General features: G+C 64.1%; 10 protein-coding genes. 9 read left to right on the top strand and 1 reads right to left on the bottom strand.

Annotated elements, in window-relative coordinates; all coding sequences use genetic code 11:
• Positions 1–49: 49 nt before the first annotated feature.
• The 5 genes from ABWV23_RS01830 (at position 50) to ABWV23_RS01810 (ending at position 9,100) form a co-directional block, all read left to right on the top strand.
• The gene (locus tag ABWV23_RS01830) at positions 50–1,486 is read left to right on the top strand and encodes an NAD-dependent succinate-semialdehyde dehydrogenase (RefSeq protein WP_353344322.1); all 1,437 of its coding nucleotides are present in this window, start codon (positions 50–52) and stop codon (positions 1,484–1,486) included.
• A 317-nt stretch (positions 1,487–1,803) separates the two neighbouring features.
• Positions 1,804–2,304 (top strand): TRAP transporter small permease subunit, encoded by a 501-nt coding sequence (locus ABWV23_RS01825; RefSeq protein WP_353344320.1) that lies wholly within the window; start codon positions 1,804–1,806, stop codon positions 2,302–2,304.
• A 16-nt stretch (positions 2,305–2,320) separates the two neighbouring features.
• Entirely contained in the window at positions 2,321–3,616 is a 1,296-nt protein-coding gene (locus ABWV23_RS01820) for a TRAP transporter large permease (protein ID WP_502901583.1), read from the top strand.
• Between the two features lie 17 nt (positions 3,617–3,633).
• Positions 3,634–4,725: a TRAP transporter substrate-binding protein DctP gene (dctP, locus tag ABWV23_RS01815; protein WP_353344316.1), complete on the top strand. Its 1,092-nt coding sequence runs from the start codon at positions 3,634–3,636 to the stop codon at positions 4,723–4,725.
• A 700-nt stretch (positions 4,726–5,425) separates the two neighbouring features.
• Positions 5,426–9,100: a vitamin B12-dependent ribonucleotide reductase gene (locus ABWV23_RS01810; protein WP_353344314.1), complete on the top strand. Its 3,675-nt coding sequence runs from the start codon at positions 5,426–5,428 to the stop codon at positions 9,098–9,100.
• A gap of 332 nt (positions 9,101–9,432) precedes the next feature.
• On the opposite strand, the gene ABWV23_RS01805 is transcribed toward ABWV23_RS01810, so the two are convergent.
• Entirely contained in the window at positions 9,433–10,089 is a 657-nt protein-coding gene (locus ABWV23_RS01805; RefSeq protein ID WP_353344312.1) for an FkbM family methyltransferase, read from the bottom strand.
• A gap of 286 nt (positions 10,090–10,375) precedes the next feature.
• Between ABWV23_RS01805 and cysS the strand changes: the two genes are divergently transcribed.
• The 4 genes from cysS to ABWV23_RS01785 all read left to right on the top strand — a co-directional run bounded on the left by cysS (position 10,376) and on the right by ABWV23_RS01785 (position 15,310).
• Positions 10,376–11,782 carry a cysteine--tRNA ligase gene (cysS, locus tag ABWV23_RS01800; RefSeq protein ID WP_353344310.1) on the top strand — a complete coding sequence of 469 codons (1,407 nt, stop codon included), beginning with the start codon at positions 10,376–10,378 and terminating at the stop codon, positions 11,780–11,782.
• A 156-nt stretch (positions 11,783–11,938) separates the two neighbouring features.
• Complete coding sequence (gene cimA, locus ABWV23_RS01795; protein ID WP_502901579.1) at positions 11,939–13,579, top strand: citramalate synthase; 1,641 nt, start codon at positions 11,939–11,941, stop codon at positions 13,577–13,579.
• A complete protein-coding gene (locus tag ABWV23_RS01790; RefSeq protein ID WP_353344308.1) occupies positions 13,576–14,547 on the top strand; it encodes an alpha/beta hydrolase in 972 nt (323 codons plus the stop codon). Before cimA ends, ABWV23_RS01790 begins: the two co-directional genes overlap by 4 nt.
• Positions 14,531–15,310 carry a squalene/phytoene synthase family protein gene (locus tag ABWV23_RS01785; RefSeq protein ID WP_353344306.1) on the top strand — a complete coding sequence of 260 codons (780 nt, stop codon included), beginning with the start codon at positions 14,531–14,533 and terminating at the stop codon, positions 15,308–15,310. The genes ABWV23_RS01790 and ABWV23_RS01785 overlap by 17 nt, the downstream gene beginning before the upstream one ends.
• Positions 15,311–15,314: the final 4 nt, after the last annotated feature.

Here is a 15,314-nt window from a genome sequence, read left to right as displayed (position 1 = left end):
GCCGGCGCAGGACAGTTTGCGCAAGGGAACAGCCAGCAACGAGGTCGGAATGAGCACCTATCCGGAACTGAAACTCTTCATTGGCGGCGAATGGCGCAAGACGCCGGAGGATATCCCGGTGCTGAATCCGGCCACCGAGGAAGAACTCGGGCGCCTTCCGCATGCCCGGATTTCCGATCTCGAAGACGCGCTGACCGCCGCCGAGGACGGCTTCCGGATCTGGCGCCGGACATCGCCGCGGGATCGCGCGGACATCATCCTGCGGGCCGCCGCGATCATGCGCGCGCGGCAAGAGGAGATTGCGCAGGCGATCACCGCCGAACATGGCAAACCGCTGCCGCAGGCGCGGCTGGAGGTGATCCGGGGTGCCGAGTTCTTTGAATGGGATGCCGGCGAGGCGATGCGCACCTATGGCCGGGTGATCCCCGCTGCGCCCGGCTCCAAGATCTCGGTGCATCACCAGCCCATCGGCGTGGTCGCCGCCTTCTCGCCGTGGAATTTCCCGATGAGCCAGCCCGCGCGCAAAATCGCCGGTGCGCTGGCCTCGGGTTGCTCGATCATTCTCAAGGCGGCCGAGGAAACCCCCGCCGGCGCCATCCACATCGTGCGCGCCTTCGAGGAGGCGGGGCTGCCGGCCGGGGTGCTGAACCTTGTCTTCGGCACGCCCTCGGAAATCTCGGAGTTCCTGATCCCGCAGCCCGCGGTGCGGCTGGTGGCGCTGACCGGCTCGACCACGGTGGGCCGCCATCTGACCGCGCTTGCGGCGCAAAGTGACACCCGCGTCCTGATGGAACTGGGCGGCCACGCCCCGGTGATCGTCTGCGAGGATACCGACGTGCAAAGGGCCGCCATCAGCAGCGCCGTGCGCAAGATGCGCAACGCCGGGCAGGTCTGCACCTCGCCCACCCGGTTCTTCGTGCATGAGAGCATTTTCGACGAGTTTGCCGAGAGTTTTACCGAGCGTGCGGCGGCCACCGTCGTCGGCAACGGGGTCGAGGCCGGGGTCGAGATGGGACCGCTGGCCAATGACCGCCGGGTGCCCGTCCTCACCGGGCTGGTCGAGGATGCGGTGGCGCAGGGCGCCGAGGTGCGCACCGGTGGCGCGCGGCTTGGCAACGCTGGGTATTTCTTTCAGCCGACGGTTCTGGTCGATGTGCCCAACTCGGCGCGGATCATGCAGGAAGAGCCCTTTGGCCCCGTCGCCGTGCTCAATCCCGTCAAGGATCTGGACGCGGCCATCGCGCAGGCCAATTCCGTGCCCTACGGGTTGGCGGGCTATGGGTTCACCAACCGCGCCGATTACATCGACCGGATGATCGACGAGGTCGAGGTGGGCAATCTCTCGATCAACACGCTGGAGGCCTCCTTGCCCGAAACCCCCTTTGGCGGGGTGAAGTCGAGCGGTTATGGACGCGAGGGCGGCTCCGAGGGGCTGGACAACTACCTGACCGTCAAGAACGTCTGGCACACCGCCGCCATCAGCTAACCCCCCGATGGTTCCGATGGCCCGGATCGCGCAGGACGTGACCGGGCCGATGCTCTGATCAACCCTTTGGTAATGCGATGCCAGGGGTTGGACAATCACAACGCGAGGGTTGAAACCTCCTATTGATCCCGTTTTCATGATGGAGGGTATGCAACCAGAACCCGCCCCGGCGCGAGTTGCCCCCAAGACTCAGGGGGGTGCACTTTAAGTAATAGAAATCAATGCCGTAGAACTACGTACTCGCAACATTCATGCCGCTTAACCACTTGCCTCTGGCGGAAACGGCGATATTGTCGCGGCCAAGAGGGAGGGTTGCGATGTTAATTCATTTCATCGACCGGCTGAACGAACTTGTTGGCAGGATCGTCTCGATCGTGGCGGTCATCTTCGCGACGATCATCATCTACGACGTTTTCATGCGCTATGTCCTGAGTGAACCCACCCGCTGGGCATTCGACGTGACCAAGCAGATGTACGGTTTCTATTTCGTCATGCTTGGCGGATATGCGCTGCGCCACCAGGCGCATGTGCGGGTCGACCTGGTCACCGAGATGCTCGGCTCGACCGCGCGGCGCTGGGTCGAGGCGGCGGGATACGTGATCTTCTTCTTTCCTTTCGCCTGGGTCTTCATGACCCGGTCCTATGACTTCGGGATGCGGTCCTTTGCGCAGGGCGAGACCACCTATGGCTCGGTCCAGCTGCCGGTTTACCCGCTCAAGATGGCCATGTCGCTGGCGGCGGCCCTGCTGCTTTTGCAGGGGATCTCGGAATTCCTCAAACTCGTCTTGAACCGACAGGAGATGCCCAGTGACGCCTGAGCTCATCGCATTGTGCATGTTCGGCCTGCTGCTGCTGGGCCTGTTCATGGGGCACCCGCTGGCCTTTGTGCTGGGCGGAACCGCCGTTCTGGGGGCCCTGATCGCGGGCAAGCCGATGGTGCTGGGCATCGTGATCAACCGGATTTTCGGCGACGTGCTGGACAATTTCACGCTGATCGCGATTCCACTGTTCATCCTGATGGCGCGATTCCTGTCCGACTCCGGCGTGACCGACAAGATGTTCGAGTCGCTGCGCCTGCTGATGTCGAACGTGCGAGGCGGGCTGGCGCTGGCGGTGGTGTTCATTTCCATCCTGCTGGCGGCGACCACCGGGATCATCGGCGCCTCGATCACCGTGATGGGGGTGATGGCGCTGCGGCCGATGCTGCAATACGGCTATAGTGCGACGCTGACGACCGGGGTGATTGCCGCCTCCGGCTGCCTCGGCATCCTCATTCCGCCGTCGATCATGCTGATCCTGATGGCCAGCTATTCGCCGCTCTCGGTGGGCGAGCTGTTTGCCGGGGCCATGGTGCCCGGCGTGGTGCTGGGCCTGCTCTATGCGGTCTGGGTGTTCATCGTCTCGGTGGTGCGCCCCGACATGGCGCCGGCGGTCGAGCCGGACGAGAAGATCAGCAAGCCGGAACTGTTGCGCATGCTGGCGATCGAGGCGGTGCCGCCGCTGGTGCTGATCCTCGGCATTCTCGGGTCGCTTCTGGCCGGGATTGCCACCGCGACCGAGGCCTCGGCCATCGGCGCGGCACTGGCCCTTGTCATCGTGATCATGCGCGGCAAGTTCCACTGGCGCAGTTTTTACGGCGCCATGCTGGAGACCGGCCGCACCTCGGCGATGATCCTGTTCATCGTGATCGGCGCGACCGCCTTTACCGGCGTGTTCAACATCACCGGCGGCTTGCGCGCCACGCAGGAGATCATCCGCAACCTCGACATGGCACCCTGGCTGCTGATCGCGATGATGATGTTCATCGTCTTCATCCTGGGCGCCTTCCTGGACTGGACCGGCATCGTTCTGCTGTCGTTCCCGATCTTCCTGCCGATCATTCAGGAAATGGACGTGAGCCTGTTGTGGTTCGTCGTGCTGATGTCGGTGGTTCTGCAGACCTCGTTCCTGACGCCGCCGTTCGGATACGCGCTGTTCTACTTGCGGGCCATCGCGCCCCGGTCGGTGAAGACCTCGCAGATCATCATCGGCGTGCTGCCGTTCATCGGGCTGATCCTGATGATGTGCGTGGCGATTGCCCTGTTCCCGCAGTTGGTCACCTGGCTGCCCGAAACCCTTTATACCAAGTAACCTGAGGAGGATGTGAAATGACGATCAAGACAACTATGATGGCCGGCCTGGCGCTGGCGGCGGGGATTGCGACGCAATCCGTGGCCCAGGAAAGCTGGACCATGACCACCACCTGGCCGACCTCGCTCGAACTGATCGAGATGGACAAGCATTTCGTCGAGCTTGCCAACAAGCTGACCGGTGATGATCTGACCATCGAATTCTTCGAAGGCGGCGCGCTTGTCCCCGCTGGTGAAGTCTTTGGCGCCGTCGAATCCGGTACCATCCAGGCCGGCGCCGACTGGCCGGGTTACTGGGCCGGCCGCAACTCGGCCTTCTCGCCGCTGGCCACCACGGCGAGCCTGTTCAACGCGGTCGACTACGTCAACTGGATCGAACAGTGGGGCGGCGCGGAGCTCTACAACGAGATCTACGGCAAGTTCGGCATGGTTTACCTGCCCTATGGCGTGACCAACAACGAATCCGGTTTCCGCACCAACGAAAAGATCGTCACGCTGGAAGACCTCAAGGGCAAGCGTCTGCGTCTCTCGGGGCTGGAACAGGGCCGTCTGCTCGAGAAACTCGGCGGCAACCAGGTCTCCATGGCCGGTGGCGAAATCTACCAGTCGCTGGAGCGTGGGGTGATCGACGGGGCCGAATTCTCGACCCCCAACGTCGACTTCTCCGGCGGCTTCCAGCAGGTCACCAAGTACTGGGCGACTCCGGGCTGGCACCAGTCGGCGTCGATCTTCGGCGTGATGATCAACAAGGCATCCTGGGATGCCCTGTCGCCGGAAACCCAGGAAAACCTGAAGATCGCGGCGCAAGCCAACCTGATCTGGTCGCTGTCCTTCACCGAGAAGCGCGCCACCGAGGCCTATCAGCAGTTCATCGACGCCGGGATCGAGATCTCGCGCTATGACGACGAGACCCTCGCCAAGGTGCAGGAAATGGCCAACGTGGTGATCGAGGAGACCGCCTGCGAGAACCCCGATTCCGCAAAGGTCTATCTGAGCCAGCTCGAGTACCTGGCCGATTACGCCAAGTGGCGCGATGCATCCGCCCCGTTCAACCTGGGTCGGACGCCGAACGGCCCGGACATCGAAAAGATCCGCGCCTGCGCCGAGTGATCCCGAAACGGGGCGGTTCAGCCGACCCGTTCCGAACGGAGACAGATCCGAAAAACCAGACCTGCCGCGTAAAACGCGGCGGGTCTTTTTGGTCTTGGGGGCGGCGGTACAGGATCCGGGCCGGGAGTCCTGCAGGCCCTCCAGCGCGTCAACAGGTGCCATAGCTGGCGACTCATCGGTATCACGAAGGGGGGCAGGCGCCGATCCGTTGCGAGTCGCGTGGTTTGCCCGGAAATTCGGCGCCCATGCTGCGCCGCATTGGCGCGCGTCCTGGCCGATCCCGGTTTTGCCTTGCGAAGAAAGAGGTTCCGGCGCGGGGTTGAGCCCGGTTGTGAACTTCTGCTGCGCAGCATCCTGTGGAAGAATCGTGGAGCGTTTTCGTGGCGGCAGGGGTCAACAACAAATATGGCCTCGGACTCCAAATAAAACCGTTGACCCTTCCCTCTGGATTGCTCCAAATTGTGTGGGCTAGCTGGGCGGCCACTAAATCTAGTGGATAGCACTAGGCCCTCAGCACGCAAGAACGGCACAGCAAGCATTACGCGGCACGGGCAGAACGCCCGATGCGAGGGTCCGGCGCGGCCCCGCAGCAGACCGGGTTGCCCAAGGGAGGCCGTGGAAACAAGGCGCGACAGGCGCCAGAGGGACTGGTCCGGTACCCGGGCCGAACGTGACGAACCGAAGGTCAGAGGCAGCAATAATGAAGATCGAAAGAAAATTCACCAAGGCAGGGCAGGACGCATACGCCGATCTGGACTTCGTGTCGGCGACATCCGAGATTCGCAATCCCGATGGCACCATCGTGTTCCGGTTGGAGAACATCGAGGTTCCCGCCAGCTGGAGCCAGGTCGCCAGCGACGTGATCGCACAGAAATACTTTCGCAAGGCCGGCGTGCCGGTGCGGTTGAAGAAGCAGCGTGAAAAAGACGTGCCGGAGTTCCTCTGGCGCTCGGTTCCCGATGGAAGCGACGTGGAAACCACTGGTGAAACCTCGTCCAAGCAGGTGTTCGACCGGCTGGCCGGGGCCTGGGCCTATTGGGGCTGGAAGGGTGGCTATTTCACCACCGAGGAGGACGCCCGCGCCTATTTCGACGAGATGCGCTACATGCTGGCCAGCCAGCGCGCCGCGCCGAACTCGCCGCAGTGGTTCAACACCGGGCTGCACTGGGCCTATGGCATCGACGGGCCGGCGCAGGGCCATCACTATGTCGATTACAAGACCGGCAAGCTGACCAAGTCGAAATCCAGCTACGAGCATCCCCAGCCGCATGCCTGCTTCATCCAGTCGGTCGGCGACGACCTGGTGAACGAGGGTGGCATCATGGATCTCTGGGTGCGCGAGGCACGGCTGTTCAAATACGGCTCGGGCACCGGCACCAATTTCAGCCACCTGCGCGCCGAGGGCGAGTCGCTCTCGGGCGGCGGCAAATCCTCGGGGCTGATGGGCTTTCTCAAGATCGGTGACCGGGCGGCCGGCGCGATCAAGTCGGGCGGCACCACCCGGCGCGCGGCCAAGATGGTGATCGTCGATGCCGACCACCCCGATATCGAGGAATTCATCGACTGGAAGGTGCTGGAAGAGCAAAAGGTCGCCAGCATCGTCGCCGGCTCCAAGATGCACGAGCAGAAGCTGAACGGCATCTTCGCCGCGATCAAGTCCTGGGACGGCAGCATCGAGGACGCCTGCGACCCCAAGACCAACGAGGGGCTCAAGGCGGCGATCCGCGACGCCAAGAAATCGGCGATCCCAGAGACCTATGTCAAACGCGTGCTGGATTATGCCAAGCAGGGCTATACCAGCATCGAGTTCCCGACCTATGACACCGACTGGGATTCCGAGGCTTACAACTCGGTCTCCGGACAGAACTCCAACAACTCGATCCGCGTCACCGACGGCTTTCTCAAGGCGGTACGCGAAGACGGCGACTGGGAGCTGATCAACCGTACCGACGGCAAGGTGTCGAAAACCGTCAAGGCCCGCGACCTGTGGGAAAAGATCGGCCATGCGGCCTGGGCCTGTGCCGATCCGGGCATCCAGTTCCACGACACCGTGAACGCCTGGCACACCTGCCCCGAGGACGGGCCGATCCGCGGCTCGAACCCCTGTTCGGAGTACATGTTCCTCGACGATACCGCCTGCAACCTGGCGTCGATGAACCTGTTGACCTTCTACAAGGATGGCGAATTCCAGGCCGAGGACTACATCCACGCCACCCGGCTGTGGACGCTGACGCTGGAAATCTCGGTGACGATGGCACAGTTCCCGTCGAAGGAGATCGCGCAGCTTTCCTATGATTTCCGCACCCTGGGGCTGGGTTATGCCAACATCGGTGGCCTGCTGATGAACATGGGGCTGGGCTATGACAGCGACGAGGGCCGCGCCATGGCCGGGGCCCTGACCGCGATCATGACCGGTACCGCCTATGCCACCAGCGCCGAGATCGCGGGGGAACTGGGGGCCTTTGCCAGCTATGAGCGCAACGCCGCGCACATGCTGCGGGTGATCCGCAACCACCGCAATGCGGCGCAGGGCAACGGTCACGGATACGAGGGGCTCGAGGTCAAGCCGGTGCCGCTCGATCACGCCAACTGCCCCGATGCGCGGCTGGTCAAACTGGCGATGAAGGCCTGGGACAAGGCGCTGAAACTGGGCGAGAAGCACGGCTATCGCAACGCGCAGGTCTCGGTCATCGCGCCGACCGGCACCATCGGTCTGGTGATGGACTGCGACACCACCGGGATCGAGCCCGACTTTGCCTTGGTGAAGTTCAAGAAGCTCGCCGGCGGCGGGTACTTCAAGATCATCAACCGCTCGGTTCCCGCCGCGCTGGAGAACCTCGGGTATTCCAGTGCCGAGATCGAGGAGATCGTCGCCTATGCCGTCGGTCACGGCTCGATCGGCAATGCGCCGGCGATCAACCCGACCACCTTGGCCGGGCACGGCTTTGGCGAGAACGAATTGGCCAAGGTCGAGGCGGCGCTGGAAAGCGCCTTCGACATCCGCTTCGTCTTCAACCAGTGGACCTTGGGCGAGGAGTTCTGCAAGACCGTGCTGGGCATTCCGGCGGAAAAGCTGAACGACCCCACCTTCGACCTGCTGCGGCACCTGGGCTATTCCCGCGCCGACATCGAGGCGGCAAACGACCACGTCTGCGGAACCATGACGCTGGAAGGGGCGCCGCACCTGCGCGAGGAGCATTACAGCATCTTCGACTGCGCCAACCCCTGTGGCAAGAAGGGCAAGCGGTTCCTTGACGTCAACAGCCACATCACGATGATGGCGGCAGCGCAAAGCTTCATCTCGGGGGCGATCTCCAAGACGATCAACATGCCCAACGACGCCACCATCGAAGACTGCCAGAAGGCCTATGAACTCAGCTGGTCGCTGGGGGTGAAGGCCAACGCGCTCTACCGCGACGGCTCCAAGCTGAGTCAGCCGCTGGCGGCGGCCCTGGTCGAGGATGACGAGGAGGCCGAGGAAATCCTCGCCACCGGATCGATGCAGGAAAAGGCCGCAACTCTGGCCGAGAAGGTGATCGAGAAGGTCGTGATCAAGGAGGTTGCCCGGGGCCGCGAAAAGATGCCGACGCGCCGCAAGGGGTACACCCAGAAATCCATCGTCGGCGGGCACAAGGTCTACCTGCGCACCGGCGAGTATGAGGATGGCCACCTGGGCGAGATCTTCATCGACATGCACAAGGAAGGCGCCGGCTTTCGCGCGATGATGAACAACTTTGCCATCGCGGTGTCCGTCGGGCTGCAATACGGCGTGCCGCTCGAGGAATTCGTCGATGCCTTTACCTTCACCAAGTTCGAACCGGCGGGCATGGTGCAGGGCAACGACAGCATCAAGAACGCGACTTCGATCCTCGATTACATCTTCCGCGAACTGGCGGTCTCCTACCTCGACCGTACCGACCTGGCCCATATCAAACCGCAAGGCACCAGCTTTGACGATCTGGGGCATGGCGAGGAAGAGGGTGTCTCGAACATCTCGGAGATGAGCGAATCCGCTGCCTCCCGCTCGCTGGAGGTGCTGAAACAGATCAGCTCCACCGGCTACCTGCGCAAGCGCCTGCCGCAGGAGTTGATCGTGCTCAACGGCGGCCAGAGCTTGGGCGCCACCGCGCTGAGCGGCAGTCCCGATGCCGAGGCCGCGCTGCAAACGCTGGTGCCCGAGACCGCGTCGGCCGGTGCCGCCGCCGCCTCCAGCACCGCGACGAGCAGCGGCACGGTGTCGATGGACGCCCGCGCCAAGGCCAAGATGCAGGGCTACGAGGGCGAGGCCTGTGGCGAATGCGGCAACTACACGCTGGTGCGCAACGGCACCTGCATGAAATGCAACACCTGCGGTGCGACCAGCGGGTGTAGCTGAGCGAACAGCGCCGACAGGGGCGCTCAGGGGCAGGGGGCCTTCGGGTCCGGCCCCGCCGAACAAGGGGGCGGGGCGGTCATGCGCCCCGCCTGGACAGATACGGCGCGGGACCGCGCGGAAACCGCTGGTTTCCAATCGGTTCCGTCCGGCGGGTTTCCTTGAAGCCCGCGTGTACGGGGTGGGGCAGGGTATCGCCCTTCCCACTCTTCTCCGGGGCGGGTGCGCTCGCCCCTGACGACGTCCTGGCCGCAGGCAAAAAACACTTTGAGCGGTCAACGAGATGAGCCTGGACGGCGAAACTGAGGGGGGGACGAAAGCCCCCCCTTTTTTTGTCAGGCCCTGAGCCGCCATTCCTCCCAGACGAAGGGATAGGACCAGCCCAGCGCGTGGGTCTCGGACAGGTGGTTCACGATATCGCTGCGCAGCTCGTGGAATTTCGGCTCGAACAGGTGGAACTGCACCATCAGTCGTGCGACCCGCCCGATCAGCCCGGCCTCGATCAGCGCCGGCAAAAGCTCGTATTCGCCGCCCTCGATGTTGATCTTGGCCAGTTGCACCCGGTCGATTCCCTGCTCGTCGAAGAAGGTTCGCGCCGCGATGACCGGGGCCGTAAAGCTGCGGTCATGCGTGGCCACGGCAGAGGAGGCATCCCCCGCGTCAGACAGCGACAGCGTGCCCGCCTCGCGCCCCATGGCGGCCTCGTGGATGGTGACGTTCGGGCGATCGGCGAACTTGTCGCGCAGGGCGGCGGCATAGCCGGGATGCGGCTCGAACACATGCACGCGGGCCTCGGGCTGGGCGGCCAGCACCGCGTCGGTCCATGTCCCCTCGAAGCCGCCGAAGTCGATCACCACCGACCCGGCCTCGAGGTCAAGGAAATCGGTCAGCCGCGCCTGCGCCCCGTCTTTTCGGAACTTGAGGAAGGAGTCGAAGAACACGCCCTTCCACGGGTTGCGACGGCGGTCCAGCCAGCGTTTCAACGATGCCATTTTGGTTTCTCCATCTTGAGTTGCACCATAGCCGCCGGGTGTGGGAGGGACAACCGCCGCTCAACCCTCCGGCGTGCGGCGCGGGACCCTGTGCTGCGCCGACGCGCTGCTTTTCACCTTTTCCGGCGGGGCGCTGCGTGCTATCCCATCGCCATGACCCGGACCCGTTGCATCATTATCTGCTGCATTCCCTGCTGAGCGTATCAGCGGGCCGGTTTCTGTCGTTTCCATCTCCGAGACAAGTTGCTAAGCCCGCGCCGAGCGCCGCGCCGTCGAGGAGTACGTCATGACGACGATCAAACTGCACAACACCCGCACCCGCCGCAAAGAGGTGTTCACCCCCATCGACCCGGACAACGTGCGGATGTATGTCTGTGGGCCGACGGTCTATGACCGGGCGCATCTGGGCAACGCCCGCCCCGTCGTGGTGTTCGATGTCTTGTACAGATTGCTGCGCGAAACGTACGGTGCCGACCACGTCACCTATGTCCGCAACTTCACCGACGTCGACGACAAGATCATCCGGCGCGCCGAGGAGAGCGGAAGGCCAATCGAGCAGATCACCGCCGAGACCACCCAATGGTTCCTCGACGACATGGGCGCGCTGGGGGCGTTGGAGCCCGACGCCATGCCGCGCGCGACCGAGTTCATCCCGCAGATGGTGGCGATGATCGAGGACTTGATCGCGGGTGGTCATGCCTATGCGGCCGAGGGGCACGTGCTGTTCGCGGTCGAAAGCTACAAGAGCTACGGCGCGCTCTCGGGGCGCACGGTCGATGACATGATCGCCGGTTCCCGGGTCGAGGTCGCGCCCTACAAGCGCAACCCGATGGATTTCGTGCTGTGGAAACCCTCCGAGCCCGACCAGCCCGGCTGGGACAGCCCCTGGGGACGGGGGCGGCCCGGCTGGCATATCGAATGCTCGGCGATGAGTTACGAGCTTCTGGGAGACAGTTTTGACATCCACGGCGGCGGCAACGACCTGATGTTCCCGCACCATGAAAACGAGATCGCGCAAAGCTGCTGCGCCCACCCCAAGGGGGAGTTCGCCCGCTATTGGCTGCACAACGAGATGCTGCAGGTCGAGGGCAAGAAGATGTCCAAATCGCTGGGCAATTTCTTTACCGTGCGAGACCTGCTGGACCAGGGCATACCGGGCGAGGTGATCCGGTTCGTGTTTCTGAGCACACATTATCGCAAGCCGATGGACTGGACGGAGAAGAAGGCAAAGCAAGCCGAGGCGACCTTGCAAAATTGGATGATGGCCACAGTTGATCTCGATCCTGTACCGTCGGAGGAGTTCCAGCCGAACCCGAAACTGCTCGATGCCTTGGGCGATGATCTTAATACGCACTTGGCGCTTACGATCGTGAATTCGATGCAATCAAAACCACAGGACCTTCTGGACCACGCGCGCTTCATGGGGCTCTTGTCGGATGACGTCAGGGCAAATTTTAAAGAACACTATCTGTCGATGGCGCATGGGTTCGGTGCGAGTGCAGAATTGGCTGAACTCGGGTTGGCTCTCGACCAACTCCGTAAAGAGGCGATGGAGAGCAAGGACTTTTCGAAAGTAGATACACAAAAAAAAGTCCTTATCGCTGCCGGGTTGGAAGTTCGAATGTCGAAAGATGGGGTCGAGTTGGTCCCTGGCCCAAACTTCGACGCCACCAAGCTGGAGGGTCTCGAATGACACGCCCCGTTCAAAACGCAGACCATCGCGCCCGGACAGCGCGGGGGGGACGCAAAGCGCCCGCCCCGTGGGGGGGCGGGACGGGCGCTGCCCGCTTCGCGGGCAAGGGGGCCATGGTTCCGCCAAAGACCCAATACGCGCAGGAGGAGATGCACCATGTCTAAGGCCACCCTGCTTAAGGATCGTCTCTACATCTACGACACCACGCTGCGCGACGGGCAGCAGACGCAAGGCGTGCAATTCTCCACGCCAGAGAAGATCCGCATCGCGCAGGCACTCGATAGCCTTGGCGTTGATTACATCGAGGGCGGCTGGCCCGGGGCCAACCCCACCGACAGCGCGTTTTTCGAGACCGCCCCGGCGACCAAGGCCCGGCTGACCGCCTTTGGCATGACCAAGCGCGCCGGGCGTTCGGCGGAAAACGACGACGTGCTGGCGGCGGTGATGAACGCGGGCACCGGTGCGGTCTGTCTTGTCGGCAAGACCCATGATTACCACGTCGAGACCGCGCTCGGCATCACACTGGAGGAGAACCTCGAGAACATCGGCGCCTCCATCGCCCATATCGTGGCGCAGGGGCGCGAGGCGCTGTTCGATGCCGAGCATTTCTTTGACGGCTACAAGGCCAACCCGGGATATGCGCTGCAATGTCTGCAGGCGGCGCAGGCGGGCGGCGCGCGCTGGATCGTGCTTTGCGATACCAACGGCGGCACCCTGCCGGAGGAGATCGCCCGTATCGTGCGCGCGGTGATCGCCGAGGGCATTCCCGGCGACCGCCTGGGCATCCACACCCATAACGACACCGAGAACGCGGTTGCCGGCACGCTGGCCGCCGTCGATGCCGGGGTGCGGCAGTTGCAGGGCACGCTGAACGGGCTGGGCGAACGCTGTGGCAATGCCAACCTGACCTCGCTGATTCCGACGCTGCTGCTCAAGGAACCCTATGCCAGCACCTATGAGACCGGCATCAGCCTTGAGGCGCTCAAGGGGCTGACCCGGACCAGCCGGATGCTGGACGATATCCTCAACCGGGTACCGATGAAACAGGCGCCTTATGTAGGCGCCTCGGCCTTTGCCCACAAGGCCGGGCTGCATGCCAGCGCCATCCTCAAGGACCCGGCGACATATGAGCACATCACGCCCGATCTGGTCGGCAATGCGCGCATCATCCCGATGTCGAACCAGGCCGGGCAATCCAACCTGCGCCGGCGGCTCGCCGAGGCCGGGCTGGAGGTCGCGCCGCGTGACCCCGCCCTTGGCCGCATCCTTGACCGGATCAAGGCGCGCGAGGACGAAGGCTATGCCTATGACACCGCGCAGGCGAGTTTCGAGTTGCTGGCGCGCGACGAACTGGGGCAACTGCCCGCCTTCTTCGAGGTCAAGCGTTACAAGGTGACGGTCGAGCGGCGCAAGAACAAGTATGACCGCATGGTCAGCCTGTCCGAGGCCGTGGTGGTGGTGAAGGTCGACGGCGAGAAAAAACTCTCGGTCAGCGAGTCCGTCGATGAACACGGCAGTGACCGCGGCCCGGTCAACGCGCTGTCCAAGGCGCTGGCCAAGGACCTGGGCCGCTATTCGGCGATCATCGAGGACATGCGGCTGGTCGATTTCAAGGTGCGCATCACCCAGGGCGGCACCGAGGCAGTGACCCGCGTGATTATTGACAGCGCCGACGGGCAGGGGCGGCGCTGGTCCACCGTGGGGGTCAGTCCGAACATCGTCGACGCCAGTTTCGAGGCGCTGCTTGACGCGATCCGCTGGAAGCTGGTCCGCGACGCCGCACCGACCGACGCATGATCTCCGGCCTCGCCCCGATCCTGCTGCGAAGCGCGCTGATCGGCGCGGCGGCTTACCTGGCGGTGGCCGGCGGGCTGATCCTGTCGCAGCGGCCGGGGCAGCCCTTCGCGGGCGGCGGGCTGACGTTCCCGGAGCCGGGCGGCGCAATCTCCGCGCCCGAGCCGCAAAGCTATACCGCGCGCGACGGCGTCGAACTGGCCTATCGCCTGTTTCCCGGCCCCGAAGGCACGCCGCTGGTGGTGCTGATCCACGGCTCCGGCGCGCAGGGGCTGTATTACGCCGGGCTGGCCGGGGCACTGTCGGCGCATGCCACCGTGCTCCTGCCGGATCTGCGTGGCCACGGGGCCAGCCGGGCCAAGGCCCCCGACGTGACCCATATCGGCCAGTTGGAAGAGGATATCGCCGACCTCGCCCGAGCGCATCTGGAACCGGGGCAGAAGTTCGTCCTCGCCGGGCATTCCTCGGGCGGCGGGCTGGCGATCCGCTATGCCGGCGGGGCGCAAACCCCGCGCCCGGACGGCGCGATGCTGGTGGCCCCGTTCCTGAAGTACGACGCGCCGACAATGCGCAATAATTCAGGGGGTTGGGCGCGTCCCTTGACGCGGCGGATCATCGGTCTGTCGATGCTCAACGCGGTCGGCTTCCGGGCGCTGAACGGGCTGACCGCGATCGAGTTCAACGTGCCGGAACGGCTGCGCGGCGAGATGACGGGCGCCTATAGCTACCGGCTCAATATTTCTTATGCGCCCAGGGCGGATTACCTAAAGGACATCAGTGCCTTGCTTCCATTTCTTCTTGTTTTGGGTGACGCCGACGAGGCGTTTCGCGCCGACCGGTTCCAGGCCACGATGGTCCCGGCCAATCCCGGCGGATCCTATCACCTGATCCCGGGGGTAAGCCACCTGGGCGTGATCAATGCCGCCGTTACCCCGCGCCTGATGGGAGAGTACCTTGACCAGCTCCAATGATGATCTGGCGGCCTGTGCCGGGCTGGTGCAGCGCGGCGATCCTGACCGGTTCCTCGCCACCATGGCCGCCCCCCCGGCGGCGCGGCGGGCCCTGTTTCCACTGTTCGCGATGAATGTCGAGGTGTCGCGCGCGCCCTGGGTCACGCAAGAGGCGATGATCGCCGAGATGCGGCTACAATGGTGGCGCGACGCGCTGGAGGAGATCGCCGCCGGTGGCCCCGTGCGCCGGCACGAGGTTGTGACGCCGCTGGGTGCGGTGATGACGCCGAAACTGGCGGCGGCGATGGATGAGCATGTTGCCGTAAGGCGTTGGGATATATATCGTGATCCCTTCGAGGATGCTGCCCATTTCGACCGCTACATCGACCAGAGTGCCGGCAGCCTGCTCTGGGCGGCGGCCAGTATGCTGGGCGCGGCCGAGGAGCGTGTGGTGCGCGATTTCGGCTTTGCCACCGGGTTGGCCAACTGGTTGCGCGCGGTGCCCGAGCTTGAGGCGCGCGGGCGCATTCCCCTGCTGGACGGGCGGCCCGAAGCGGTGCGGGCGCTGGCCGAACGTGGCCTCGATCACCTGTCGCGCGCAAGGGCGGCGCGCGGTGCGATCTCGCCCGGGGCACGCCCGGCGTTGCTGTCGGGGTGGCAGACCGGTGTCATTCTGCGGCAGGCGCAGCAGGAACCGGCGCGGGTGGCGCAGGGCACGCTGGGCCAGAGCGAGGCGCGCAAGCGGTTGACGCTGATGGCGCGCGCCGCCTCTGGGCGCTGGTAGTAAG

The organism is Aquicoccus sp. SU-CL01552 (assembly GCF_040365005.1).
In the GTDB taxonomy this organism is placed as follows: domain Bacteria; phylum Pseudomonadota; class Alphaproteobacteria; order Rhodobacterales; family Rhodobacteraceae; genus Antarcticimicrobium.
Note: the sequence above shows the minus strand (reverse complement) of the source record. Positions and strands in the feature narration are given on the sequence as shown.

Coding starts and splice junctions, on each gene's coding strand:
- ABWV23_RS01830 (WP_353344322.1), top strand. CDS start 50: ATGAGCACCTATCCGGAACTGAAACTCTTCATTGGCGGCGAATGGCGC.
- ABWV23_RS01825 (WP_353344320.1), top strand. CDS start 1,804: ATGTTAATTCATTTCATCGACCGGCTGAACGAACTTGTTGGCAGGATC.
- ABWV23_RS01820 (WP_502901583.1), top strand. CDS start 2,321: ATGTTCGGCCTGCTGCTGCTGGGCCTGTTCATGGGGCACCCGCTGGCC.
- dctP (WP_353344316.1), top strand. CDS start 3,634: ATGACGATCAAGACAACTATGATGGCCGGCCTGGCGCTGGCGGCGGGG.
- ABWV23_RS01810 (WP_353344314.1), top strand. CDS start 5,426: ATGAAGATCGAAAGAAAATTCACCAAGGCAGGGCAGGACGCATACGCC.
- ABWV23_RS01805 (WP_353344312.1), bottom strand. CDS start 10,089: ATGGCATCGTTGAAACGCTGGCTGGACCGCCGTCGCAACCCGTGGAAG.
- cysS (WP_353344310.1), top strand. CDS start 10,376: ATGACGACGATCAAACTGCACAACACCCGCACCCGCCGCAAAGAGGTG.
- cimA (WP_502901579.1), top strand. CDS start 11,939: ATGTCTAAGGCCACCCTGCTTAAGGATCGTCTCTACATCTACGACACC.
- ABWV23_RS01790 (WP_353344308.1), top strand. CDS start 13,576: ATGATCTCCGGCCTCGCCCCGATCCTGCTGCGAAGCGCGCTGATCGGC.